Raw genomic sequence first — 24,367 nt, 5'->3', positions numbered from 1 at the left:
GCCGAAGAAACCCCCTCGAGCTTCCGGCCGGGTGTGCACCCCACGCTCACGGCTCAGTTCATCCATCATCGACCTCACGGTCAACGACCACACAGGAGAATTGTGGCTGTCAAGATTCGTCTGAAGCGCCTCGGCAAGATCCGAGCGCCCTACTACCGCATCGTCGTCGCCGACTCGCGCACCAAGCGCGACGGCCGCGTGATCGAGGAGATCGGCCAGTACCACCCGACCGAGCAGCCCTCGTTCATCAAGGTCGACTCGGAGCGCGCGCAGTACTGGCTCGGAGTCGGCGCGCAGCCGACCGAGCAGGTCGCCGCGATCCTCAAGCTGACCGGCGACTGGGGCCGCTTCAAGGGCGACGCCGACGCCGTCAGCACCGTCCAGGTGAAGGAGCCCAAGGCTCCGTTCGTCGTCGACGCCAAGAAGAAGCCGGTCCTCAAGCCGAAGTCCGAGGCTCCCGCCAAGGCCACCGCGCCCGAGGCGCCCGCCGCCGACGAAGCCTCCACCGAGGCGTAGTCCATGCTCGCTCCCGCCGTCGAACACCTCGTCAAGGGGATCGTCGAGAACCCCGATGAGGTCAAGGTCGTGGCTACGAGCTCCCCGCGCGGAGAGGTCCTCGAGGTGCGCGTGCACCCCGAGGACCTCGGCCGCGTGATCGGACGTTCCGGTCGCACCGCCAAGGCCGTCCGCACTCTCGTCGCTGCCCTCGCCGACGGGCGACGCGTGCGCGTCGACGTCGTCGACACCGACAAGTAGGGTGGCGGCCCCCGCAGCGGGCACGACGCAGCTCCGCGTCGCCCGACTCACCAAGGCCCACGGGCTCAAGGGCGCGATCAAGCTCGAGCTCTACACCGATGAGCCCGACAAGCGCTTCACCCCCGGTGCCTCCTTCACGCTCCAGGTGCCCCGCACCTCCGAGTGGCACGGCAAGAAGCTCGAGCTCGTCGAGCTGCGCTGGTACAACAGCCACCCCGTCGCGTTCTTCAAGGGCATCGCCGACCGCGACGCCGCCGAGACCCTCCTCAAGGCGATCCTCTGGATCGACGAGGAGGTGCAGACCGAGCCCGGCGACGACGACTCCTGGTACGACTACCAGCTGGTCGGCATGTCCGTCGTCCGCGACGGCCGCGAGGTGGGCACGGTCCGCCGCGTCGACCACTTCCCCGCGCAAGACCTCCTGATCGTCGGCACGCCGTCCGGCGAGGTGATGGTCCCGTTCGTGAACGCGATCGTCCCGTCCGTCGACCCGGTCGCCGGCGTCGTCACCGTCACGCCGCCGATCGGCCTCTTCGAGGAGGCTCCCGAGGAGGAGCCCGCCGAGGTGGACCTCAGCGGCGTCGACCTCTCCGACCCCGAGCTGGCCGCGGCCGCGCCGGTCGAGGACGAAGCCGACGCCGAAGCTGAATCCGAGTCCGCCGACGTGACAGCCGACTCCGCGGATGCCGCGACCCCGGACTCCCAGGAGGAGCCGCGGTCGTGAGGATCGACATCGTCACGATCTTCCCGGAGTTCTTCGGCGTCCTCGACATCAGCCTGCTCGGGCGCGCGCGCCAGAGCGGGCTGATCGAGCTCGGGGTGCACGACCTCCGCTCCTTCACGCACGACCGGCACCGCACCGTCGACGACACGCCCTACGGCGGCGGCGCCGGCATGGTGATGCGGCCCGAGCCGTGGGGTGAGGCGTTCGACACGATCCTCGATCCCGCGGCGGACCCGCTGGTGATCTTCCCCTCGCCCGCCGGCGAGGTCTTCACCCAGGCGACCGCGCGCGAGCTCGCGCAGGAGTCGTCCCTCGTGTTCGGCTGCGGCCGCTACGAGGGCATAGACCAGCGCGTCGTCGACCACACCGCCGAGCGCGCCCGCGTGCGGATGATCAGCCTCGGCGACTACGTCCTCAACGGGGGAGAGGTCGCCGTGATGGCGATGATCGAGGCCGTCGGCCGCCTCGTGCCCGGCGTCGTCGGCAATCCGGCGAGCCTGGTCGAGGAGAGCCACTCCGACGGCCTGCTCGAGTACCCCAGCTACACCAAGCCCGCGTCCTGGCGCGGCCTCGACGTCCCCCCGGTGCTGCTCAGCGGCAACCACGGAGCGATCGCCGCCTGGCGCCACGAGCAGAGCGTCGAGCTCACCCGCCGCGTCCGCCCGGAGCTCCTGCCCTGACCCGATCCCGCGAGATGCCACTTGTGACCGCCTTTCTCGGCGTGTCGCGTACTGAAGTGGCATCTCGCCACTGCGTGCGACGGCCCGATCCCGCGAGATGCCACTTGTGACCGCCTTTCTCGGCGTGTCGTGCTCATAAGTGGCATCTCGCGAGGGGGGGGGTCAGGGCTCCCGGGCGAGGGTGAGGTGGCGTTCGCGGAGGGCGAGGAAGAGCGGGAAGGCGAAGGCCAGGGCGACCAGGGGCGCGAGCAGGACGAGGATCCAGACCCGCTTCATGCCGATGCGGCGGCCCTCGGTGATCATGAAGGCGACGGCGGCGATCGCCACCACCAGCAGGTCCGTCGTGATCGACGAGACCGCCGGTCCACCGCCCGCGAGGTCGCCGAGGAAGTCGACGCTCTCCAGCACGGCGCGGACGTTGTACGTCCAGGTGCCGACGAGGCCGGCGACGGCGAGCAGAAGGTAGATCACCGCGTGCGGCGTCCAGCCGCGGCGCAGCCGGCTCATCGCGCGACCTCGACGGAGGCGCGGCGCACCGCGACGAGTCCCGCGATCACGAGGGCGAGCACGACCGCGCCGCCGACAGCGAGGGTGAGCGCATCCGGAGCCACGATCGACTGCCCGCGCAGCGCCTGCCAGCAGGTCAGCGCGACGAGGGCGGACCAGGCGAGCGCCGCGAGCGCGACCAGCCGGAGGCGGAGGGTCGCGTCGCCGAGCAGCCGCACCCGCGTCCCCAGCCGTGCGAGCGCGAACGCCAGCAGCGGCAGCCCCTGCAGCGCGTGCATCCCGACGAAGTGCGGGATCCGGAGGTCGCCGCCCGTGGTGCTCCAGCCGAGCAGTGGCAGTCCTGCGCCGCCGTCGTCCACGCCGACCGCGTGCGCGCCGACGACGCCCTGGTAATCCGAGAGCTGCGAGGCGGTCGGCCCGGTCATCAGGAAGGCGAGCGCCATCCCGACGAGTCCGATCACGAGGCCGGCCCGGACCGCGAGAGTGAGCGAGGGGTCGCCGAGCGGCACCCGCGCCAGGAGCGCCGCGAGCACCAGCGTGACCAGCCAGACGACGACGATCGACACCGCCATCGCCGCCCAGAGCGCCGAGTGCAGCGGCGTCGTGACGTTGAAGTGGCTGGTGACGCCCACCGCCGCGGCGCCGCCGATGACGACCATCTCGATCGCGAGACCCGCGACAGCGACGCTGCCGAGGATCCGCGCGAGTCGCCGGCGGCGCTCGGGGACGAGGCCGATCAGCCAGGCGAGCGTCAGTGCGTAGACGGCGATGGAGAGGCAGAACTTCAGCGGCTTCGCCCAGAGCGGCTGGCCGCCGAGCTCGCGCGGGTCGACGAGCAGCAGGACGAGGCAGGCCAGTACGCCGACCGCCATCGCCGCGGCGAGGACGAGGAGCGGGCGGTGCGGACGGGCGAGGACCGCTGCTGCACGCTCCGGACGCTGGATCGTGGCGGTCATCGCGCGACCTCGGCGTTCTCTTGCGCCGCGGTGTGCTCGGAGGCGGACGGCGAGTCCTGCCGCTCCCCGAACCTCCGCTGCGTCTCGCGGGCCTGGGCCACGCGGCGCATCGACTGCAGCACGACATCGCCGAGGGCCGTGCCCACCGCCGCGATCGACGTCTGCTCGCTCACGCTGCTGCGCGCCTCGAGCTCGTCCAGGTCCGCGCCCGCGACGATCGCCGCCGCCCGGGCGTAGGCGTCGAGCCAGGACGGCGTCATCCCGCCCCCGGAGAGCTCCAGGGCGTCGAGGGCTCGGGCCGCCGTCCGCACCGCGGGGTGCTCGCAGTAGTCGTCGCCGACCACCGACCGCACCCGCTCGAGCGCGTCGTCCGAGGCGACGGCCTCGGAGTCGACGTTCGCGGAGACGACGTCCTGCGCCACCTCGAACGCGACCGCCGGGGGAGCGCCCTCGTCCAGCACGGCCGTGATCCGCTTCGCGCCGGCGATGCCGACCCCGCCGCTCTCGATCAGCGCGCGGAGCAGTCGGAGCCGGGCGAGGTGCTCGTCGCCGTACTCGGACCGCTGCGGCCCCGAGGCCGTGCCCGGTGGTAGCAGCCCCTCCCGGATGTAGTACTTGATCGTGGGCAGGCTGACGCCGCTGAGGCGGCTGAGCTCGGAGACTCGCATGCGGATAGTATCGCTATCGGATACCGCTGCTGTCCAGTACTCCGCGGATGAACCTTCGGGGCTGGGATCAGTCCCGCGCGGAGAGGACGATGTTGCCGGTCTCCGTGATGGCGATGGTGTGCTCCATGTGCGCGCCGCGCGAGCCGTCGCGGCTGCGGAGGGTCCAGCCGTCCTTGTCGGTGTAGATCTCGTCGGTGCTCTGCAGGAACCACGGCTCGATCGCCACGACCAGGCCCGGGCGCAGCGGGTAGCCGCGGCCGGCGCGGCCGTCGTTGGCGATGTGCGGGTCGCCGTGCATGGTGCGGCCGACGCCGTGGCCGCCGAAGTCGGTGTTGATGCTGAGTCCCTCGGCGCGGGCGACCGCGGCGATGGCGGCGGAGATGTCGCCGATCTTCTTGCCCGGCTGCGCGGCGGCGATGCCGGCCTCGAGCGCGCGGGTCGTGGTGTCGACGAGCTTCAGGTCCTCGGGGCGGGGCGTGCCGACGGCGACGGTGATCGCGGAGTCGGCGACCCAGCCGTCGACGGAGGCGGCGAAGTCCAGGGTCAGCAGGTCGCCGTCGCGCAGGCGGTAGTCGAAGGGGAGGCCGTGCAGCACGGCGTCGTTCACCGACGTGCAGATCACCTTGCCGAAGGGGCTGGCGCCGAACGACGGGTGGTAGTCGATGTAGCAGGACTCCGCTCCGGCCGAGCGGATCATGTCGTGGGCGAGGCGGTCGAGCTCGAGAAGGTTGACGCCCACGGCGGCCGCGGCTGACGTCGCCTTCAGCACCTCGGCGACGAAGCGGCCGGCCGGGCGCATCTCCTCGATCTCGGCGGGTGTGCGCAGCTCGATCATGCTGATCCTCTCGGGGGTCGCTGAGGCGTTCTTCAGCGGTCATGGGTACCGTCGGTGCATGCGCACGAGACGGGCTTTCGGTTCCTGGCTGTTCCCTGCGGCGGTCGTCCTGCCGCTCTGGATCCTCCTGGGGTACGGACTCTTCGGAGGATCGAGCGGCTGGACCGTGCTCGGCCTGGTCATCGCCCTCCCCATTCTGGCGGTCGGTCTGGCCGTCGTCGCGAGCGTCGTGGCGTTTCGGGTGACCGTGCGGCCCTCCCGGACCCCCGCCTGGGGCGACGTGGCCGCGCTCGGCGCCTGGCACGTCTCGCTGATCGCCTTCGGCTTCTTCCCTCCCGGGGCGTGGGCGCTCGGACTGCTCTCGATCCTGCTGGGAGTCGTCGCGTTCACCCACTCCGTCTGGCGCTTCTTCACGGATGCACGCGCGACGCTCCTCGCCTTCGCCGCGGCCGCCGAGGTGCAGGCCCAGGGCGGCCCGCAGCCGCAGCCGGTGACGGACGACCGCTTCGACCCGGAGCGCCCCCAGGACGGGCAGACGATCGTCCTCTGAAGCGACCGTGCCGGATCGCGGCTTCCACTCCTCGCAAGTTGTCGTAGTGGGCATCCGAGTACGACAACTTCTGCGTTCTGCCGCTAGACCTGCGTGGCCCCGCGTCGCCGCTCTCCAGAAGTTGTCGTAGCGGGCGCCCCGGTACGACAACTTCTGCGGAGTTGCCCTCGCGCATCCGTCCTCAGGACCTCGCCGGGACCGCCGCTTTGACGCGCGCTCCGGCGCCATGGCAGAATGAGCGCTTGTGCCTCGCGCAGGCTCTGCCACAGGGGAGCCGCGACGACGTGGGCACGACCGACTTCCATCAACGAAACGGTGTTCGACCTGTGGCGGGCACGGAGAGCGATACAGCATGCACATCCTCGACTCACTCGATGCGGCGTCACTCCGCACCGACATCCCCGAGTTCCGCGCCGGCGACACCGTCAAGGTGCACGTCAACATCGTCGAGGGCACCCGCTCGCGCATCCAGATCTTCCAGGGCGTCGTCATCGGCCGCTCGAACGAGGGCGTCCGCGAGACCTTCACGGTCCGCAAGGTCAGCTTCCAGGTCGGCGTCGAGCGCACCTTCCCGGTCCACTCCCCGGTGATCGACCACATCGAGGTCGTCACCCGCGGTGACGTGCGTCGCGCGAAGCTCTACTACCTCCGCAACCTCCGCGGCAAGAAGGCGAAGATCAAGGAGAAGCGCGACTCCTGAGCGGCGTCCGCACAGCGATTCCCGGACCCCGGCCCATCTATGATGGACCGGGGTCCGACCCTTTTCCGGGGCGGTACGACCCGGTGATCCACAGACCGGCGCGGCACCGCGCGGGTCGACCACAGTAGGGGCCACGGCACGCGATGACAGACAGCACGGCCCCCGTGACCCTCCCGCACGACGGCGGCCGCCACTCCGCCGATCCGGACGGCGAGCACCGGCCCCGCCGTCGCCGACGGGGAGTGCTCCTCTTCCTCCGCGACGTGCTGATCATCGTCGTCGTCGCCGTCCTGGTGTCCTTCCTCGTCAAGACGTTCCTGATCCGCTCGTTCTACATCCCGTCCTCCTCGATGGAGCAGACGCTGGTCGAGAACGACCGCATCCTCGTGAACGAGCTGGTCCCCGGGGTCGTCCCGATCTCGCGCGGCGACGTGGTCGTCTTCCGCGATCCGGGCGGCTGGCTCTCGCCGACCACCGAGCCCGAGGTCCCCGCCTTCCAGGCCGCCATCGACTCCGCCCTCGCGCTCGTCGGCCTCACCGCGCCGGACAGCAACGACCACCTGATCAAGCGGGTCATCGGCCTGCCCGGCGATCACGTCACCTGCTGCACGCCGCTCGGCCAGGTCGAGATCAACGGGAATCCCATCTCGGAGCCGTACGTGAAGCTCCCCGACGGCGTCCAGGCGGTCTCGGCGACCCCGTTCGACGTGGTCGTGCCCGAGGGCTCGCTCTGGGTGATGGGCGACAACCGCTACAACTCCGCCGACTCCCGGTACAACACCGACAAGCCCGGCAACGGCTTCGTGCCGATCGACAACGTCGTCGGCCGCGCGATCCTGGTCACCTGGCCGGTGCAGCAGTGGGCCTGGCTGGACGACTACCCGTCGGTGTTCCGCGGCGTCGACACCGAGGCGTCCGACGAGCAGTCGGAGGACGACCGGGCCAGCGCGGGCGGGCGCTAGGTGGTCGTCGCCGACCCGGACCTCCGCGAGGAGCGCCGGCTCTTCCGTCAGGGCTTCGAGAGCGTCATCGGCTGCGACGAGGTCGGCCGCGGCGCGATCGCCGGACCGGTCTCCGTCGGCGTCGTCGCGATCGGCTCGCGCTGCGGCCGCTTCCCGGAGGGCCTGCGAGACTCGAAGATGCTCGCCCCCGCGCGCCGCGAGGCACTGCTGCCCGGCGTGGTGAAGTGGGTGTCCGGCTGGGCGATCGGCGAGTCCTCCGCCGACGAGATCGACGACACCGGGATCATCGCCGGCCTCGGCCGCGCCGCCTCGCGCGGCATCGAGCGCCTCGTCGACCAGGGCGTGGAGCTGTCCCGCGCCGTCGTCCTGCTCGACGGCAAGCACGACTGGCTCACGCCCGCGCTCGGCCCGTGGGCGGCGGACCTGACGATCGTCACCCGCATCAAGGCCGACCGCGACTGCGCCTCCGTCTCGGCCGCCTCCGTGCTGGCGAAGGTCGGCCGCGACGGCCAGATGGTGCGCCACCACGACGACTTCGCCGATTACGCCTGGGACAGCAACAAGGGCTACGGCAGCGCCGCGCACTGGGCCGGCCTGGATCGGGTCGGGCCGTCGCCGCTGCACCGGGTGACGTGGCTGTCGCGCTCGCGCGAGGCCGGAGCGGACGCCGTCTCTGCGTAGGGCGGTCCCGGCGGAGGGTCGTGTCGCGTAGAATCGACGGACGATGGATGAGGACGAGTTCGAGGACTACGACCGCGAGGTCGAGCTGGCACTGTACCGGGAGTACCGCGACGTCGTCTCGCAGTTCTCGTACGTCGTCGAGACCGAGCGGCGCTTCTACCTCGCCAACGAGGTCGAGCTGGTCCGCCGCGACACCGAGCACGACTTCTACTTCGAGCTGACCATGCGCGACGTCTGGGTCTGGGACGTCTACCGCTCCGACCGCTTCGTGAAGTCCGTCCGCGTCCTGACCTTCAAGGACGTCAACGTCGAGGAGCTCTCCCGCAAGGAGTTCGAGCTCCCGAAGGAGCTGGCCCTCGACGAGTAGGGCTTCCGGCTCGTTCTCTCCGGGTTGAGAAGCGCTTCCGGCGCACACTCCCCCCTGCCGAGGAGCGCTTGCAGCGCTCCATTCTCCGGCTGAGGAGCGCCTGCAGCGCACCCTTCTCCGGCTGAGGAGCGCTTGCAGCGCACTCTTCCCTCCGCTGATCGAGTAGCGGTGGCGCTCATCGAAACTTCGCAGACGGACGTCGCTGACGGCTCTTCCCTCGGGCCGCGGCCGGCCTCATTGATGCTGGTCGAGTAGCCGCCGAAGGCGGCGTATCGAGACCCACCCTCACAAGGGGCCGGCAGCGGCTGGTCTCACGATTCCGGCATGCATCACGCACCGCCCGGCCTTCACGCTGGTCGAGTAGCCGCCGCAGGCGGTGGATCGAGACCCACCCTCACAAGGGGCCGGCACCGGCTGTTCCTCCGCTTCCGGAGCGCATCACGCACCGCCCGGCCTTCATGCTGGTCGAGTAGCCGCCGGAGGCGGCGTATCGAGACCCACTGTCGACGGACGATCCCGCGCCGATCGACGCCGCCGGACCCGCCCTCCACAGCTCCGGATTCCCCGCTCCCTCCCCAGTTCTACCGCCGCCCGCCCCGTGCCACCTCTCTCTCCGCGACCCTTCCCTCGGGAGGTTCTGCATGGACAAGGACGAGTTGGGCCGTCGCGGCGAGGAGATCGCTGCGGCGCACCTGAGGGAGCGCGGTTTCGAGATCCTCGACCGCAATTGGCGGGTGCGGGAGGGGGAGCTGGACATCGTGGCGCGGGAGGGTTCGGCGTTGGTGGTGGTGGAGGTGAAGACGCGGTCCTCGACGCGGTTCGGGTTGCCGATCGAGGCGATCACGCGGGTGAAGGCGCAGCGGCTGCGGCGGCTGGCGTATGCGTGGGCGCGGGAGCACGACGAGCGCTCGCGGCACCTGCGCATCGACGCGGTCGGCATCGTCGCGCCGGACGGAGTGCCGTCGCAGGTGCGTCATGTGCGGGCGGTGGCCTGATGGGGCTGGGGCGGACATCCGCGGTCGGTCTGGTCGGCTTCACCGGCGCGGTGGTGGGGGTGGAGGCGCACTCGGCGGACGGCACTCCGGGGATGGTGATCATCGGTCTGCCGGATGCGGCGCTGTCGCAGGCGAAGGAGCGGGTGCGGTCCGCAGCGATCAACTCGGGCAGCGGGATCGCGGAGTACAAGATGACGGTGAACCTGTCGCCGGCGGCGATGCCCAAGCACGGCTCCGCGTTCGATCTCGCGATCGGGCTCGCGGCGCTGGCGGCGCTGGGGGAGGTGAATCGCGAGTCGGTCGCAGCGGTCGTGCACATCGGCGAGCTCGGGCTCGACGGGCGACTGCAATCGGTGCCGGGCGTGCTGCCCGCGGTACTCGCCGCGGCCCGGGCCGGCCGATACAGGGTGATGGTGCCCGAGGACGACCGGCTCGAAGCGGAGTTGGTGGACGGGGTGGACGTCATCCCGGTCTCGTCCCTGGCGGCGGCCGCCGTGTGGCACGGGGCGGAGTGGGACGTGCCGGTCCTGCCGGAGCGTTCCGCTGCGCCTCCAGCCGTTCGTGAGCCGGAGTCCCGGCTCGACTTCGCGGACGTGATCGGCAACGAGGAAGCGGCGTCCGCGATGATCGCCGCAGCGGCGGGCGGGCACCACGTGTTCCTCCTCGGTCCGCCCGGAGCGGGGAAGACGATGCTCGCCTCACGCCTGCCCGGGATCCTGCCGGATCTCGACGACGAGGCGGCACTCGAGGCGACCTGCATGCGCTCCCTCGTCGGCGAGCACACCGGCGGCACCCTTGTGAGGCGTCCGCCGTTCGAGAGCCCGCACCACTCCGCCTCCGCCGCAGCGATCGTCGGCGGCGGCAGCGGCAGGATCCGGCCGGGAGCCGTCGCACGCGCGACCCGCGGGGTCCTCTTCCTGGACGAGTCCAGCAATGGAAAGCGCACCTCCTTATCGAAGGAGGTCACTGATGAACACAAGCACGACGAAGCCGGGACCGAACGCGCGGCCCGGACGGGCCACGCGGGCGGTGGTCTATCCCGCGTTTACTCAGACAGGTCCGGAGACACCCGCCGAAGGCACACGGGCAATTTACCTGTACCTGCGTCTGTCGAAGTATCACAGGGACAAGGCCGACGCGATCGAACGCCAGCGACTTGATCTGACACGAAAGCTCTCTCAGGATGGCGGTTGGACTGTGCTTGGTGAGTATGTCGATAACGATTCAGCGAGCACGTCCGCGGCGAAGAACCGCAAGGGATGGCGCCAACTCAACCAGGACATTCAGGCCGGGAAGGTGTCGGCAGTAGCGTTCTGGAAGCTGGATCGTACGAACCGGGTCGCGGCTAAGTGCATCGAGTGGATCGGCGAATGCCAGCGCTCGGGCGTCTAGTTGGTTTCGCACCAGGACAGCGCCGATGAGTTGAATACCGCGACCGCCGGCGCGAAGCTAGTGACTGGAATCAAGGCTCTTCTCGCGGAGGTCGAAACCGACTCCATGAGTGAGCGGCAACTTGCGGCGAAACGCCATCTTGCGGAGGCGGGATTCCACCACGGTGGCACGGCGCCACTCGGGTGGATCGCCGGTCCGCGGGTCACAGATGAGTTTGGGCGTTCGGGGGTGCGTCTCGTGCCACACCCCGTTGAGTACCCGGCGTTGCAGGCTGCGGTGGACATGGTGCTGGCGGGTAAGAGCCTGGCGCAGATCGTCCGCCACTGGAGTGAGCACTTTGGGATCACAACCGCGACAGGCGGACCGGTCTATGAGGCGACCGTGTACCGCTCGCTGGTCTCGCCTCGGATGATCGGGTATCGGATGCGGCAAGTGCCTGAACATCAACGGGGGGTCAAGCTCGATCTGCTCGACTACATTGCGCGTGACGCTTCAGGGAAGCCTGTGATTGGTCAGGAGCCGGTGTGTGATCGGGCGACGTGGTTGCGGGTACGACGGCTGTTGGAGGAGGCGAAGACATCACGAACCCGGCGACCGTGGGGATCGCATGAGTGGCTTCTGACCGGTCTGGTGCACTGCCAGTGCGGGGAAAGGCTGTACGGGCATCAGAAGTACCGCACGCGTGCGTCAGGCGAGCGCGTCGAGGCATTCGCGTACCGGTGCCAGGCCAACCGGTTGAGGGGGCCGGGGAACTGCGCAGGTGGGTGCACGATCGATGCTGCCAAGGGCGAGGCGTTCGTCCTTGGCTGGTTCTTCTCTCAGCTCAGCGATGACGCGCTTGCTCAGGCGCGTGCTCGACGTCGCGCTGCACGCGCGGACGTAGGCATCAATGACGTGCTCGCTCAGCTCGACGAGGCGAAAGCTGAGCGTGATGCGCTGCTGTCCAAGCAGGGCACTGGAGCGTATCGGGGCGGCATGGTGACCGTACTGTTGTCGCTTGTTGAAGATGCTCAGCGGCGGGTGGAGGTCCTCCAGCGTCGTTTAGACGCAATGGAGTTGGAAGAGTTCCCTATCGAGGACGGTCCTGCACTAATCGCGTCGTGGAAGGAGCGGACGATCACGGAGAAGCGTGCATACCTGCGGCGGATGATTCATCGGATTGATGCTCAACCGGGTAAGGCGGTGACCGAGAAACGGCTATTGATCGTTCCGGTCGGATGAGGGCGTCGGCGTGATCGCAGCATCCAGCATTGCTGCGATCTGCTCCAGCACATCCTGTGACGCTGGTTGAGTGGCGTGTCGATGAGTTCCGGCCCGCCACCCGGCCGCGAAAGCGTCATGGGCTGGCTCCGGGACGATCTGAGCCAGTTCATCAGCGGGTGGGAAGCTCGGGGCGCGGCTCATTGATCGCCCTTGACTATCGACGCGTAGAACTCATCCTCGGCCGTTTGCCGTCTGGCGATATCGGTGGCCACGAACGCTTCGAAGTCTGCCGAGCGGTCTGTGAGCACGACATCATCGATTGCGGGTCCGGGTTCCTCGCCGGGCCAGGTGGTCTGCCGGGTGGGGCGATCAAGATCCAGGCGGGTCCCAGAAGCGGCAACCCAGTCGCGGAGCCGTTGCCGTGTGTCAGCGAAGTCGCGGTGCCACCCGAGAGGTGCGGAGCCGTTCTGGTCGGGGTCGTAGGCGCAGAGCCAGTGCAGGTGCAGTGCAGATAGTTCCCACAGCAGTTCAGGGTGTCGGTACCAGAACGGTGGGATCACCGACGCTGGAAGGCCGTACGTGCGACGGAGCCAGTGCACCCATTGGTCGAGTTCGATCCATTCGGCGCCGGCTTCGTCCGCGGTGAGCAGGTTCCAGTTCACCGGATGGGGCGGCTCGGCGATCAGTCCGGTGTCGACCAGCGGGTGCTCGTCGTAGTCGTCCTCATTGAGTTGGCGCGGCTCTGGTTCGTCAAACTCTGGAGCCTCAGCGATGTCCTCCATGACTGGACTCCTCACAACCCAATCGCGGGCCCGTTGTCGGGGGATGTCCGTCGCGCGCCTGCATGTTCAAGGGCGGACCGGTCGACGGGCCCTCGGGTCGGAGCGACTTGTTCAACGGCGTCCGGGGCACGTCGTGTGCGGTCGACTTCATAGGTGGTGCGGGCGAGGTCGTGACCGATCTTCTTGGCGACGAACTCTTCAACGTCGGTGCTCTGCCCGTCGCGCTCGCTCGTGTAGGGGTGGACGTATCCCTCGGCGACGAAGCTGTCGCCCTTGGCGAATCGTTCATGGGCGCGCTCGGCGGTGGCGCGAAACGCAACGAGATCGTGGAACGTCGGCTCCAGCCGGGTAAATGTCCCGTCGCCTTCCCGACGGAAGTGCTCCTGGCCGATCCGTGCGTAGAACCTCGCCTCCCCCTTGGACGTGTAGTTGAGCTGCGGATCAGACGCGATGAAACCTGAGATGGACTGCTGAGTGCGGATAGCCATCGGGCTCTCCTCCTGGCGTTCGTGGCGACCGCCGGTGTGGGGTCGCTCGTATGAGGCAGGTGCACAGCAACGCCCACGGTCGCTCTCGTCAGGAGTCGACTGGGCGTCGTAGCCGCGCCTCGATCCCTGCCCGCTCCTCCTTGAGCTGGGTGCTATCAGGGCGCGAGGTCCATGCCCGTAAGTCGGTGATGATTGGTGGTGCGGAGCGGAGCAGGGTGACGCCGGTGCCGAACGGCATGGTGCGTATGCGGTCCGGCGGGAGGATCGGCACGCGGCGGATGGAGCGCTGGTTCGAGCGGCTGCCGTGGTCGCCGAGGGTGACGCTGTCGGTGTATTCGTCGCGTTCGCCGATGAGAGTGGAGAGGTCTTGGAGGTCACGGGAGTTGGAGGCGCCGCCAAGGATGATCTTCACGATGGACGCGTCCCAGATCGCACCGGCGGCGTTGTCCGACCACTTGTCCCGAGCCTGGGCCAGTGACTGAAGGACAGGCATAGTGGTGATGCCGGTGCCGCCGCCCTCCGCCATCAGTGTCGGCAGGGACGGTAACGGGGCGAGGTTGCCGATCTCATCGAGTGCGAGCAGCAGGGGTGGGTCGAGGCGCGCGCCGGGGGACCGCGCGGCGATGCGGCGAGCGGTCTCGATGAGGTCTTCAACGAGCGCTGCCACGAGTGCGGCGGATGCGCCGGCTCCGGCGCCGGTGGCGAGGAGGTAGAGGGTGCCGCGTTCTCGGATGAACGTCTCGGGGTCGAAGCCTTTGCCGGGTCCGGGTGAGACGGCGTCGAGGACGCGGGGGTCAGCGAGAGCGCCGAGAGCGAGGGCGACGCCCTGCCAGATCGAATCGCGGGTCTTGGGGTCGGAATCTATCATCGCCCCGAGGGAGTCCGCCCACCCAGTCGCCGCTTGAGCGCTGTTCGTGAGGATTGCGACGGCTTCGGCGGCAGCCGTGGGGTCGAGGGTCCACCGGAACAGCTCTGATGGTGGCCGCTGGTCGAGGGCAGCGGCATGAAGGAGGGCTTGGAGGGCGGTGCGGGTTTTGCCTTCCCAGAATCCGCCAGATTCGACGCCGCCGGACGAGAGTCCAGTGGCGGCGGCGAGGCCGGTGGCGCGGATCATCGCGGTCAGCGGGTCTTCGCAGCCGCGGATAGGCGACCAACGCATGCCTGCCGGGATGCCTTCGGCGAGGTGCTGGGGGTCGAACACGGCCACCGGGCGTCCGTCACGTTGCCGCGCGCGGAGAGTGGCGGTGAGGTTGTCTGGGCGTGTGCTGGTGGTGACCACCGCGCCCGGCGCATCGAGGATGGCGTTGATGACGATGTGGAGGCCTTTGCCGGAGCGGGGTGGCCCGATGAGCAGGATTGAGTCCTCGACGCTGGCCCAGACATCTCGCCCCTTGGAAGTGCCGATCCGGTAGCCCACATCACCGGGGGCGGGGCTGTCGAGGGAGGGGCGGAGCGTAGATGCCCGACGGAGAAGCGCCTTGGCTGAGGCGGTCTGTGTGACCTCGTGGGCAGTGGCGGTGCCGATCAGACGTCGCGGGTCGGTGTCGACCTTTCGGGTGTGCCGTCGAAACCGGACCCACGCCCAGGTCCCTGCGGTGGCGAGGCTCGCGAGCAGGATTGCGGTGGTGCCCCAGTACACGATCGGGCTGAGGCTGTGGGCGCCGAACGCGGTGGCAGGGTCACCCGGATTGGCGAGCACCGCCAATCCGGAGGCTGGCCCCGATGTGGGTTGCGGCGTGCCGGAGAGGAACGCTGCCACGCTGCCAGCGGCACGCAGAATAAGCGCGACGCCGAAGATCCCGACCAGTCCGATGAGGGCGGCGTTGGTCAGCTCATCGCCGACCGACCCGCCCTGACGTTGCTGGGATGGGTTCATGGCAGCCGCTGAACGTGAACGGTGCCGGAGATTCGCCCGAGGAGCACAACCTCGCCGGTCCGGTCTCGCAGCAGGAAGGAGAGGTGAGTCTTGTCGAGGAGGGTGCGGGCGCGGCCGGTTCCAGTGGCATCGGTGTGGGAAACGATGACCGCGACGGCGACGTCCTCACCCGGCACGAACCCGTCCGCTGTCACCTCGACCAGTTCGGGCGTTCGCGTCCTCGTGGCGGGCTTGCCGCCCTGTTTCCCCGGCTCGGGCGCTGGTGGGCCGGGCGTGATGCGCCGGCGGGCGCGGATGATGTCGGTGAACACGCTCCCGTCGGTCTCACGGACCTCGATGCGTACTGCGGTCGCCCGGTCCTCGGCGATGGCATCCAGCAGGTCTCCGAAATCGCCCCGCGTCCACGCCTGCCCTTCGGGCGGCGGCGGGAACGCGGTTCCGTCGACAGTGACGTCTAGTTTGCCGTCGTCAGTGACGGTGATGACCGCGTGCGGAAGCACGATCGGGGTCTGCTCGGGTTGCTGCCAGGTCGAACGGCGGAGGGGCTTGCCGTGCATCACTTCACCCCCTGCGTGAGCCGGGAGCTGGTGTCGAACAACTCCAGCTCGGCGGGATGCAGTTGATGTTGGGTCACGAAAGCCCTGTCCTTGATCCGCCACAGTCCTTGCCCGACACCTAACGAGGGGAGAAGCTTCTGCTCGGTGCCAGTGAGCCCGAGGGCCTGTGCCGTGGGGCCGAGCTGGTCGGATTCCTGCCGGTAGACGATCCTGGTCTCGGCGTTGGCTAGCAGTGAGTTCGCCAAGGACCGCATCGCGGAGCCGGCATCGCCGACGTTGTCGAGGTCGCTCAGCTTGTGGAAGATCAGCATGTTCGCGATCCCGTAGTGCCGAGCCAGCCGCCAGTGCGCGTCCATCCTGCGCAGCAGTGCCGGATGAGACATGAGCCGCCACGCCTCGTCGTAGATGACCCAGCGTTGCCCGCCGTTGGGGTCCAGCAAGGCTGATTCCATCCAGGCCGACGAGCACGTCATCAGCACGGAGATCAGGGTGCTGTTCTCGGTGACCCGGGACAAGTCCAGGCTGATCATCGGCAGGGTCGGGTCGAATGTCACTGTGGACGGGCCATCGAACAAGCCAGCGAGGTCACCGGCGACCAAGCGGCGAAGAGCGTGGCCGACGAGCCGTCCGTCGTCGGCCAACCGGTCGTCGGCATCGGCGGTGGGGCGGAGGATGCGGTCAACGACCATCGGCAGGATCGGCACGGTGTTCTCCCGCACCGTTTGCGTGAGTGCCAAGTCGATCGCGGTGTGCTCCAACGGCGTCAACCCGCGAGCCAGGATCGTTTCAGCCAGTGACCCGATCAGGTCGCGGCGGCGGGAGGCAACGGTGAGCGCCCACTGCTCATTGGACAGACCGGAGGGACGGTGGCCCTCGTCGAGCGGGTTCAGGCGGGTGTTGAGTCCGTGGCCCAGAACGATCGCCCGCCCACCGACGGCCTTCGCGACCGCAGTGTGCTCGCCCTTCGGATCGCCCGGAACATACACGCGGCGGCCGAACGGAATGCTCCGCGTGTAGAGAGACTTCGCGAGGCTGGATTTGCCAGAGCCGACGATCCCCGCGAGCACCACGTTCGGTGCCGTGATGATGCCGCGGGCGTAGAGCACCCAGGGGTCGTATACGAACGACCCTCCCGAATAGAGGTCTTGACCGACGAACACCCCGTCGGCGCCAAGCCCACCTTCTGCGACGAACGGATACGCCCCCGCCAAGGTCGCAGAGGTGTCCTGATGCCGAGGCAGGCGGAACTTACCGGGGGAGCGCAGTGCTGCCGGGCCGGGCTCACCCGCCGCAGGCAGGTAGGCGGTGGCTCGTCGTTCGGCGCGCTCGGCCTCCGCTTTCGCCCTCGCTTCGGTGATCTCAGTGCGGCGATGTTCAGCCTGCAGGTGGGCGGCGGCCTGCCGTCGCTGCTTACGGAGCCGGCGTCGCTCGGAGGCAGGCGCGACGAGTACGGAGGTGTGCAACTGCTCGCGTTCATTCACAGCGACAGCCCCCGCCCCACGGAAGCCGTCCCGCCGGCAGGACCAGCGAACCAGTCCCTAACCGCCACCGGCGACGTCCGCATCGCCTCGCGACTGGGCTTGGCCCCCGATCCAACCAGAGGCGGATCAAGCGGAGCCGGGTGCGCGCGTAGCAGGCTCACGTGCCCCATCGCCGCGTTGGACGTGAGGGTGTAGTCCCCATCGGCAACCACACGGTCCAGCGGCCCCGCCGGGCGCTCGTCGTAGACGTACCCGTTCTCCATCGCGGCTGAGGTGGTCTCGTCGCCGTAGTCGAATCTCTTCAAGTGTTCGATCGCCGCGTCCGTGCCGTCCCGGTCGATCAGGTCGAGTACCTCGTCGGCGTCCTCGCCTTGGAGGAACACGACAGAGACCCACCGCCGCGCGGCGGGCTCGCTTAGCGACGCTTGTTCGAGGGCGGGTTCGGGGTGCCAGGCGATCTTTCCCGAGTGTCCGAACGCTGCATCGAGTCGATCGTGCACCTGATCCAGCAGAGTGCCCGCCTGGTGCAGCTCATCCGCAGCGGTCAGGGCACTACCTGCTCCGGCAGCGTGATTGCCGGCGTCGTCGTGGGCGCGCTCGCGGTGTGTCAGATGAGCGTCCGCGAGCTGATCGAGGACCTGTCGCAGCGACCGCACCCCGGAGATCACGTCACCGAAAACGGCGTACGTGTCGGCGGGGTTGTCGAGGGTCCGGCTGGCGTGGGCGAGGCCGCGCAGAGCTTCTGATGCCTCGGCGGCATCGGCGAGTGGATCTTTGAATGTCGGCATTGCGAGTCTCCTTGGCACGTGGCGTGTCAAGCAGGTGCGCGGCGATGAGCCAAGGGTGTCCGTGGTCGGGCGTAGCGTGGCTATGAGTGGACGCAATGGAGCGAGGGGTAGTCAGATGAGCGCGAGTCAGTACCGGGGTCAGCTTGAACGGAAACGCAAGCAACGGATCGAGGCCGAGAAGAAGGCCGGCGAGTACCGGACGAAGGAGTCGAAGAAACGTGCCGAGGCGGCCAAGGCGCGACAGTCCGCGTCGAAGACCAAGAGCGAGACGACTGCGAAGAGCAAGCTTCGCGAAGCTGATCGTAAAGACCAGGAAGCCGAAGCCGCAGGCAAGGAGGCCGGCCGGTTGCAGTCGAAGGCTGCCGGGTACTCGAAAGAGGAGTCAGCGTTGCTGACCAAGCTGACGCGAGCCGAGCAGTCCGAGGCAGATGCCGCGGAGCGCCGCCGTAAACGCGAACAGCAGCAGGCGGACCGGCGGACCGCTGCCGATCGGGCGACTCTGGAGTCACGGATCAGTGGAACCGAATCAGCCGTCGACCATGTTCTTCGCCAACTTCCTACCCCCAAGCCGGAGAAACTTCGGGTCCTGATTCTCGGAGCATCCTCGGAAGGAGACCTCCGAGTGGGCAGGGAACAGAAGCGTATCCGGGCGGCCGTCGAATCCGCTTTGCATCGTGATCAGATCGAACTCGACGTCCGTCCGGCGGCGACCACCCATGACCTCCTCGACGGAATTACCAAGTTCCGCCCCCACGTGGTGCACTTCTCAGGCCATAGCAATGAAGACCTCATTGTGTTCGAGGACGAGCAGGACGCACCGCACACGGGCGTGATCGTCTCGGCCCGCGCGTTTGCCAACGCCATCCGCGCCACCGATGATCCGCCGCTCCTGGTGCTATTGAACTCCTGCAAATCCGCTGCCCAGATCGATGACCTGGTGGACCAGGTCGTGCCGTTCGCGATCGGCATGGCCGACAGCATCGACGATGCCGACGCGATCAACTACGCAGCCCAGTTCTACGCCGCAATTGCCAACGGGCAGTCGGTCAACTCCGCCCACCTGGCCGGACAGGTCCGTCTCGAACTCGACGGACTGGACAGTGCCGATCTGCCCACGCTGGCGTGGGCTCCCGATGTCGACCCGACAACAACCATCCTCGTCAGGCCCACCGACCCCTCCTAAACCTCAGACAGTTCGGCACAGAGGCAACGCGGCGGCCGTGAAGGCCGCCGCCTGCTGACCAACGAGGGGCCTGGTCTCGCAAGACGCTTGGATCGCTGCCTGTTCAATAGCCGCGACCGCGGCTTCCAGCTCGTCGACGGTAGGGGCGGAGACGCTGATGAGGCCGGTGTAGCGCAGTACTCCGTGGCCTGCGGTGAGGTCGGCTTCCTGCTGGAGAACGTCTTGGTATTCGGCAGTGAGGGCGGCGTCCTCGATCTGGCCGATCTTCGCCCTTTGAGCGGCGTCGCTGATGTGCTCGACCTTCTTTTTGCGGATGTCCCGGGCAGCTTGGTCCGAGCGCATCGGAGTGCAGATCAGTGAGAACGAGCGTTGGATGCCGGTGGACAGCAGTACCGGCGACAGGAATCCGGGATAGACCATCGAGCGGGGCCATTCACTGATCCACAGTGTCGTGTGGTGGGCGGAGTCGGTGCGCAAGCGTGTCCAGGACTCGTTGACTGCGACGGGGCCGGCGGTGGCGAGGTTCTGTCCCAGCTCGCCGTGACGTTCCAGGGTGGCGGCGATCGCCGGGTCATACGCACCGCGGAGGATCACGGCGATCTGTCCAGGGGTGAGCCATCCGGAGGGTGTGAGGTCGGCGGAGCGCAGAGCTGCAACGAGGGTGGACATCTCCTGCCGGAGTACGGCTGCGCCGCCGCGGATGCCGCCGCCGGCGGTCCTGATCTGCCGGGCGGCGGCTTTCATGTCCAGCGAGAGAGACAGGGTGGTGGCGTGTCGTTCTCCGGCGGGCCCGGCGCGGTCAATGAGTTCGGCGTAGGTGGTCGCGGCCCAGGAGTCGTCGGATATCCCGTGGGAGGCCCACCATTCGGCCAGCCCGGTGCCGGAGTCCGGCAGGGTGCGCTCCAATACTTGGAGAGTGACGATTCGGCCGGATCGGCACACGGTGGCCAGTACGCGGCCCCAGGAGGTGACGCGACGCTCCTGCTCACCGGGGTCGAGGAGCACGAACGCGGGATGGCTGATCTCGCAGACGACTGTGAGGGTCTGCTGGTGGGGGTCGTGGATCATCCCGGCGTTCGTGTCGGGGTCGGTGTATTCGCGGAGCCGGGCAACGTCGCCGGGCAGGGCGAGGGTGCCGACAGGGCGTGGGGTGACTACACGTCTGCGGTAGAGAAGTTGCCCGCCGGTGGAACGCCAGAGCCACCAGGACGCGACGGGTAACCATTCGATGGCGGGGCGTCCGGCGATGGGTGTCCAGGTCAGGGCGGCGGCGAGTGCCCAGATGGGCGCGGTGTAGGCGAGCAGGATGCCGCCGCCGGCGTACAGCGCGCCGACGATGCTCAGGATGCCGGTGGCCAAGGTGATGAGCTGGGTCAGAGACAGGCCCAGCAGCACTCCCCGGCGGGTGAGGCGGGAGAACTTCACTGGCACCAGTTCCGAAGACATGGCGCGCTCGTTCTTGGTCGTCATGGTTCTCACTCCTTCCCGGTCGGCTTCGGAGCCGAAGGTGGGGTCTGTTTCGGTGCAGTCGGTGTCTTGGGCGCCGGGGTGGACGGCGGCGGTGTCTGTGACGCCGGGGGTGTGCTGCCTGCCTGGGAGGCGGAGTCAGCGGCGGCCTCGCCCTGCCCGCCGAGCGCGGCGCCGGCTTTGGGCCCAGCGGTGGCAGCATCTTTGGCGACCTTCGCTGCGATTACTGCCGCTGCGACCGGGCCTGCTGCCGCGGCCCCTGCCCCGGCGGAGCTGCCGCCCGCGGCGGCGGCCTTCCCGCCTCCGGCTCCGGCAACGCCACCAGGGCCCTGGGGCGCCGTGTTTGTCGGTGGCGGCGGGGTTTTCCCACCCCCATCCCCTCCGGAGATGTTGCCGCCGTCGAGAACCTTCTTTGGCTCGCCGCCCCGCGGCTTCGATGGTGTGGGGATGGGCCGGTTGAGGGCGTTCTTCGCGTCCTGCTCGGACCCGATCGCGTGGTACATGTCGAAGCCCACAAAGGACAGGAACTTGTACGTCAGGTACGGAGCGAAAGCGGCCATCGCCATCAGCACGATCCCGGCGATCGGATCGGCGACGGAGGACAGATCCCCGTCGATCGGCGCGGAAACTTGAGTGATGGCGACGAGGAACATCACGACCAGGACGAGCTTGGAGACGATCAGGGCGATGACGAACATCGCCCACTTGCTGATCCACCCCTTGGTGGCATCCCACGACGCACCGGAAAACGCCAGCGGCGCGAGAACGATCGCGACCAGCAGGAGGGCCTTGCGGACCAGCAAGCTCAACCACACGATGGCGGCGGCGGCGATGGCGAGGCCTGCAAGGAAGATCGTGATGATCGCCCCGACCCCGGGGGCGGCGATGTTAATCCCGACCAGGCCCGCGGCCAAGAGCGTGATCTTGTCGCCCATCGACTCGGTGGTCTCGCCGGCGGCTTGGACGATGCCGATGCAGAGCTGATCGACGATCTCCAAGAGCAACGCGGTCAGGGTGATGACGACGAACGATCCGAGGACGGATTTTGCTAGGCCGAGTGCCGCCCGAGACAGGGCGGTCGGGTCACGGCGGATGAGGCCGGTGATGAGTTGGAGGCAGAAGAAGATCAGCATCACAAACACGGCGATGCCGAACAGGATGTTGTAGACCGCCACATACTCCGGCCGGGTTACGTCGACCAGGGTGGTGGTGTCGAACACGGTCCAGACGGCCTCGAACAGCCAGCCCGCGGCGGCGCCCATCGCGGAGGCGAGCCAGTCGAACGGTGCCGCTACGAGGGACGCGGCGGCTTCGCCGGCTGTGTCGCAGACGGACGAGATGATGGGGACATCGCACACACCCACCGCAATCACTCCTCACACATAGGGGTCGAGTCGGGTGGGTGGGTCAGACCTGCTGGCCGACGTTCCAGAAGAAGTTGATCAGCGTCACCGACGCTCCGCAGATCAATGCCGCACCGCAGGAGACGAGGACGCCGACCTTTCCGCGTCCGGCGAGATGCGGGTTGGACGAGTTCGCGCCGAAGCCCCACACGATCGCCGAGATGATCAGCGCCAGGACGGACAGGATCAGGCCGACGGTCATGACGGCGCCGACGATGGTGCGGAGCTGTGCGATACCGGGCAGGCCGTCGCTGTTGGGATCGATGTTGATGTCCATGGGCATGAGCACGGGCAGGGCGGTGATGAGATCGAACACGGTGGGCCTCCTGACGAACGTTCTCCGCCCGTAGTGCGGAGAACATGGATGGGTTCGTCGGGCAGGTGCGCACCCCAACCCGTGAGGCCGCGAACACGACAGGTTCGCGAGACGGGCAGCAGGGCGGCGTTAGAGCTGCTGACCGAGGGTGATGAGCCAGTTCATCCACGCGACCCCGCCGCCGGCCACGACTGTGGTCCCGAGGGCGGTCCACGCGCCGATGCGTGCCTTGGACGCGGCGGTGTGGTTGCCGTTGGCGGTAGCGATGGCCCAGATGATGGCGGAGACGATCAGCATCATCACCGCAGTGATGAGCACGAATGTCAGTAGCGCGCCAACTACTTCGCGTAGGTCGCCGATGCCGCTCAGGCCTTCGAAGTCGGGGAACACGTCCATGGCCGTCAGCTTCCGGCCCGGACGGTGACGTGGAGGTGGTCGATGTGCCGGGTGGTGATATTGGTGCCGTGCGCGTAGTCGCGCCATCCTTCGGCGTCTCGGGTCAGGGACCAGATCTTGTCCTGCCAGATCAGGTACTCGACACCGAGGGTTTCGGCGTGGTCCTTCATCCAGTTGGTGACCTGCCATCCGGCCTCGAGCTGCGGGGGAGTGGGGTTGGTGCCGATGGCGTTACCGAACGTTAGATCGCACGCCCGCCCCAGAGGGTGTTCGGAAACAGTGCCCGGACGTGGCGAGTAGCAGGACCACGAGGTCTCCGGGAACGCTGTGGTGGCCTGTGTGTGGAGGTGAAGGAGGCGGGCGGTGATTTGCCCGCCGCTGGTGGGGTCGTCGACCATGCGGTCTGGGTCGCCATCGACCGGGCTCGGATCGCCGCCGGGCGTTCCGGGGTCGGGGTTGCAGCCGCCGGGTGTGCCGGTGGCAGGCTCGGGCAGATCGGCGGCGTTGTGGGCGTTGAGCCAGGAGGCGGGGTCGGTGTGCTGGCCGTTGGTGCCGCCGGTGCGGACCTCGAAGTGCAGGTGCGGGCCGGTGGAGTTGCCGGAGGAGCCGACGTCGCCGATGTGCTGTCCGGCGGTCACGGTGTCGCCGGCGGTGACGCGGATGCCGGTCTCCCACATGTGCGCATACGCCGTCGCCACGACTGCTCCGTCGATGTGATGTTCGATGACAACGAGTCCGCCGTAGCCGCCGGAGAATTCCGCGACGGTCACGGTTCCGTCTGCTGCGGCGAGGATAGGCGTGCCATCGGGCGCGGCGAAGTCCGTGCCGGTGTGGAACGAGTTCTCCCCGCTGATCGGGTGGACCCGGGGTCCGTAGTCCGAGGAGGGAACCCAGGTGCCCTCCGGCAGCGGGAACACCACCCGCGACGACTCCGCCGCGACCGTCCGCACCGCCGGCGCAACTGTGCCGCCGGTGGAAGCGCCCGCAGTGGTCGTGGTGGTGAGGGTGGTCAGGATGGTCTCGGCGACGGGCTCGTAGTTGCGGTACCGGTCGGGGTAGGCAGATACCTCGACGGCCTGGGCGGCTTCGCCCTTGTCCATCGACTGCCAGCCGGGGATGTCCAGTAGCCCTCGGGGACTGGGGTAGTTCGGGCCGTCTGGTCCTCCGAAGAATGCCCGCGCCTGATAGACGGGGTCCATGAGGTTGGCGACCGTGCCCCACCCGGACTGAGGTCGCATCTGGAACAGGCCCAGCGAGTCGTGGTCGGAGCCGTCACCGTCGTTGGGGTAGTTCGCGGATTCGGGGTAGGTGCCCGTGTTGGCGAGCATGCGCAGGGTGGATTCGGTGAGGGCTGCCATCAGCGCGATCTGGAGCCCGTCCCGGGTAACCCCGTCGATGCCCGAGCCGGTCTCGATGATTGTCGCGGCGTGGGAAAGCTGACGGCTATTGAGGGTGAATGTCTCGCCGTTCGCGGTGGTCACGCTCAACGACTCGGGGACCTCGCCGATCGTGATGCCGTTCCCGGTGACGGTGCACGCGGCGGTGGAGGCGGGGTTCATTAGCACCCCGATCCCGACCAGAGCGAACGACGGGCCGAGCAGGATCAGAGCGAGAGCGGCGATGGCGAGCTTCTTCACGACAGTGGCCTCCTGGG

General features: G+C 68.4%; 29 protein-coding genes. 14 read left to right on the top strand and 15 right to left on the bottom strand.

What is annotated here, in order from left to right:
- Positions 1–102: 102 nt before the first annotated feature.
- The 4 genes from rpsP to trmD are packed head-to-tail and all read left to right on the top strand — an operon-like array spanning position 103 to position 2,160.
- Positions 103–516: a 30S ribosomal protein S16 gene (rpsP, locus tag MT351_RS06880; protein WP_123445713.1), complete on the top strand. Its 414-nt coding sequence runs from the start codon at positions 103–105 to the stop codon at positions 514–516.
- 3 nt (positions 517–519) lie between these two features.
- Positions 520–756, top strand: a complete 237-nt coding sequence (locus MT351_RS06875) for an RNA-binding protein (RefSeq protein WP_123445714.1) — start codon at positions 520–522, stop codon at positions 754–756.
- A gap of 1 nt (position 757) precedes the next feature.
- On the top strand, positions 758–1,480 hold the full coding sequence (rimM, locus tag MT351_RS06870; RefSeq protein WP_123736846.1) for a ribosome maturation factor RimM: 723 nt from the start codon (positions 758–760) through the stop codon (positions 1,478–1,480).
- The gene (gene trmD, locus MT351_RS06865; RefSeq protein WP_243581682.1) at positions 1,477–2,160 is read left to right on the top strand and encodes a tRNA (guanosine(37)-N1)-methyltransferase TrmD; all 684 of its coding nucleotides are present in this window, start codon (positions 1,477–1,479) and stop codon (positions 2,158–2,160) included. Before rimM ends, trmD begins: the two co-directional genes overlap by 4 nt.
- A 162-nt stretch (positions 2,161–2,322) precedes the next feature.
- Here the strand turns inward: trmD and MT351_RS06860 are convergent, their stop codons facing one another.
- From MT351_RS06860 to map, 4 genes are all read right to left on the bottom strand, one after another.
- Entirely contained in the window at positions 2,323–2,667 is a 345-nt protein-coding gene (locus tag MT351_RS06860; RefSeq protein WP_132437827.1) for a DUF2834 domain-containing protein, read from the bottom strand.
- A complete protein-coding gene (locus tag MT351_RS06855) occupies positions 2,664–3,623 on the bottom strand; it encodes a hypothetical protein (protein ID WP_132437828.1) in 960 nt (319 codons plus the stop codon). The genes MT351_RS06860 and MT351_RS06855 overlap by 4 nt, the downstream gene beginning before the upstream one ends.
- On the bottom strand, positions 3,620–4,291 hold the full coding sequence (locus MT351_RS06850; RefSeq protein WP_132437829.1) for a MerR family transcriptional regulator: 672 nt from the start codon (positions 4,289–4,291) through the stop codon (positions 3,620–3,622). The genes MT351_RS06855 and MT351_RS06850 overlap by 4 nt, the downstream gene beginning before the upstream one ends.
- A 67-nt stretch (positions 4,292–4,358) precedes the next feature.
- Positions 4,359–5,126: a type I methionyl aminopeptidase gene (gene map, locus MT351_RS06845; RefSeq protein WP_123445720.1), complete on the bottom strand. Its 768-nt coding sequence runs from the start codon at positions 5,124–5,126 to the stop codon at positions 4,359–4,361.
- Between the two features lie 58 nt (positions 5,127–5,184).
- Between map and MT351_RS06840 the strand changes: the two genes are divergently transcribed.
- The 9 genes from MT351_RS06840 to MT351_RS06800 all read left to right on the top strand — a co-directional run bounded on the left by MT351_RS06840 (position 5,185) and on the right by MT351_RS06800 (position 11,994).
- Positions 5,185–5,676 (top strand): hypothetical protein, encoded by a 492-nt coding sequence (locus MT351_RS06840; RefSeq protein WP_132437830.1) that lies wholly within the window; start codon positions 5,185–5,187, stop codon positions 5,674–5,676.
- A gap of 352 nt (positions 5,677–6,028) precedes the next feature.
- Positions 6,029–6,376 (top strand): 50S ribosomal protein L19, encoded by a 348-nt coding sequence (gene rplS / locus MT351_RS06835; protein ID WP_123445722.1) that lies wholly within the window; start codon positions 6,029–6,031, stop codon positions 6,374–6,376.
- Between the two features lie 143 nt (positions 6,377–6,519).
- On the top strand, positions 6,520–7,338 hold the full coding sequence (gene lepB / locus MT351_RS06830; protein WP_123736852.1) for a signal peptidase I: 819 nt from the start codon (positions 6,520–6,522) through the stop codon (positions 7,336–7,338).
- Complete coding sequence (locus MT351_RS06825; protein ID WP_243581681.1) at positions 7,339–8,019, top strand: ribonuclease HII; 681 nt, start codon at positions 7,339–7,341, stop codon at positions 8,017–8,019. It abuts the gene before it with no gap.
- A gap of 43 nt (positions 8,020–8,062) precedes the next feature.
- Positions 8,063–8,386, top strand: a complete 324-nt coding sequence (locus MT351_RS06820; protein ID WP_056044100.1) for a DUF2469 family protein — start codon at positions 8,063–8,065, stop codon at positions 8,384–8,386.
- Positions 8,387–9,027: 641 nt separating this feature from the next.
- Positions 9,028–9,381 carry a YraN family protein gene (locus tag MT351_RS06815; RefSeq protein WP_123736854.1) on the top strand — a complete coding sequence of 118 codons (354 nt, stop codon included), beginning with the start codon at positions 9,028–9,030 and terminating at the stop codon, positions 9,379–9,381.
- On the top strand, positions 9,381–10,541 hold the full coding sequence (locus MT351_RS06810) for an ATP-binding protein (RefSeq protein WP_243581679.1): 1,161 nt from the start codon (positions 9,381–9,383) through the stop codon (positions 10,539–10,541). The genes MT351_RS06815 and MT351_RS06810 overlap by 1 nt, the downstream gene beginning before the upstream one ends.
- Positions 10,471–10,773 (top strand): recombinase family protein, encoded by a 303-nt coding sequence (locus MT351_RS06805; RefSeq protein WP_243581840.1) that lies wholly within the window; start codon positions 10,471–10,473, stop codon positions 10,771–10,773. The genes MT351_RS06810 and MT351_RS06805 overlap by 71 nt, the downstream gene beginning before the upstream one ends.
- Positions 10,774–11,994, top strand: coding sequence for a recombinase family protein (locus tag MT351_RS06800; protein WP_243581677.1), 1,221 nt, complete (start codon positions 10,774–10,776; stop codon positions 11,992–11,994).
- 179 nt (positions 11,995–12,173) lie between these two features.
- Here MT351_RS06800 and MT351_RS06795 read toward each other — a convergent pair whose 3' ends face one another.
- From MT351_RS06795 to MT351_RS06770, 6 genes are all read right to left on the bottom strand, one after another.
- Complete coding sequence (locus MT351_RS06795) at positions 12,174–12,758, bottom strand: DUF4913 domain-containing protein (RefSeq protein ID WP_243581676.1); 585 nt, start codon at positions 12,756–12,758, stop codon at positions 12,174–12,176.
- Between the two features lie 11 nt (positions 12,759–12,769).
- Entirely contained in the window at positions 12,770–13,246 is a 477-nt protein-coding gene (locus MT351_RS06790) for a single-stranded DNA-binding protein (RefSeq protein ID WP_243581675.1), read from the bottom strand.
- Between the two features lie 88 nt (positions 13,247–13,334).
- The gene (locus MT351_RS06785; RefSeq protein ID WP_243581674.1) at positions 13,335–15,122 is read right to left on the bottom strand and encodes a type IV secretory system conjugative DNA transfer family protein; all 1,788 of its coding nucleotides are present in this window, start codon (positions 15,120–15,122) and stop codon (positions 13,335–13,337) included.
- On the bottom strand, positions 15,119–15,679 hold the full coding sequence (locus MT351_RS06780) for a hypothetical protein (protein ID WP_243581839.1): 561 nt from the start codon (positions 15,677–15,679) through the stop codon (positions 15,119–15,121). The genes MT351_RS06785 and MT351_RS06780 overlap by 4 nt, the downstream gene beginning before the upstream one ends.
- Positions 15,679–17,160, bottom strand: a complete 1,482-nt coding sequence (locus MT351_RS06775; RefSeq protein ID WP_243581673.1) for an ATP-binding protein — start codon at positions 17,158–17,160, stop codon at positions 15,679–15,681. Before MT351_RS06775 ends, MT351_RS06780 begins: the two co-directional genes overlap by 1 nt.
- A complete protein-coding gene (locus MT351_RS06770; protein ID WP_243581671.1) occupies positions 17,157–17,948 on the bottom strand; it encodes a hypothetical protein in 792 nt (263 codons plus the stop codon). The genes MT351_RS06775 and MT351_RS06770 overlap by 4 nt, the downstream gene beginning before the upstream one ends.
- Positions 17,949–18,063: 115 nt before the next feature.
- Here MT351_RS06770 and MT351_RS06765 point away from each other — a divergent pair, with 115 nt between their 5' ends.
- Entirely contained in the window at positions 18,064–19,131 is a 1,068-nt protein-coding gene (locus MT351_RS06765) for a CHAT domain-containing protein (RefSeq protein ID WP_243581670.1), read from the top strand.
- A 3-nt stretch (positions 19,132–19,134) separates the two neighbouring features.
- On the opposite strand, the gene MT351_RS06760 is transcribed toward MT351_RS06765, so the two are convergent.
- The 5 genes from MT351_RS06760 to MT351_RS06740 all read right to left on the bottom strand — a co-directional run bounded on the left by MT351_RS06760 (position 19,135) and on the right by MT351_RS06740 (position 24,350).
- Positions 19,135–20,601 (bottom strand): SCO6880 family protein, encoded by a 1,467-nt coding sequence (locus tag MT351_RS06760; protein ID WP_243581668.1) that lies wholly within the window; start codon positions 20,599–20,601, stop codon positions 19,135–19,137.
- Positions 20,602–20,606: 5 nt separating this feature from the next.
- Positions 20,607–21,962 carry a conjugal transfer protein TrbL gene (locus MT351_RS06755; RefSeq protein ID WP_243581838.1) on the bottom strand — a complete coding sequence of 452 codons (1,356 nt, stop codon included), beginning with the start codon at positions 21,960–21,962 and terminating at the stop codon, positions 20,607–20,609.
- A 43-nt stretch (positions 21,963–22,005) separates the two neighbouring features.
- Positions 22,006–22,317, bottom strand: coding sequence for a DUF6112 family protein (locus tag MT351_RS06750; RefSeq protein WP_243581667.1), 312 nt, complete (start codon positions 22,315–22,317; stop codon positions 22,006–22,008).
- A 129-nt stretch (positions 22,318–22,446) separates the two neighbouring features.
- Positions 22,447–22,713 (bottom strand): DUF6112 family protein, encoded by a 267-nt coding sequence (locus MT351_RS06745; RefSeq protein WP_243581666.1) that lies wholly within the window; start codon positions 22,711–22,713, stop codon positions 22,447–22,449.
- Positions 22,714–22,718: 5 nt separating this feature from the next.
- Complete coding sequence (locus tag MT351_RS06740) at positions 22,719–24,350, bottom strand: M23 family metallopeptidase (RefSeq protein WP_243581665.1); 1,632 nt, start codon at positions 24,348–24,350, stop codon at positions 22,719–22,721.
- Between the last annotated feature and the right edge of the window lie 17 nt (positions 24,351–24,367).

Source organism: Rathayibacter sp. VKM Ac-2926 (genome assembly GCF_022815565.1).
GTDB lineage: Bacteria > Actinomycetota > Actinomycetes > Actinomycetales > Microbacteriaceae > Rathayibacter > Rathayibacter festucae.
The sequence above is the reverse complement of the archived record's forward strand: the minus strand, read 5'-3'. Positions and strand labels throughout refer to the sequence as shown.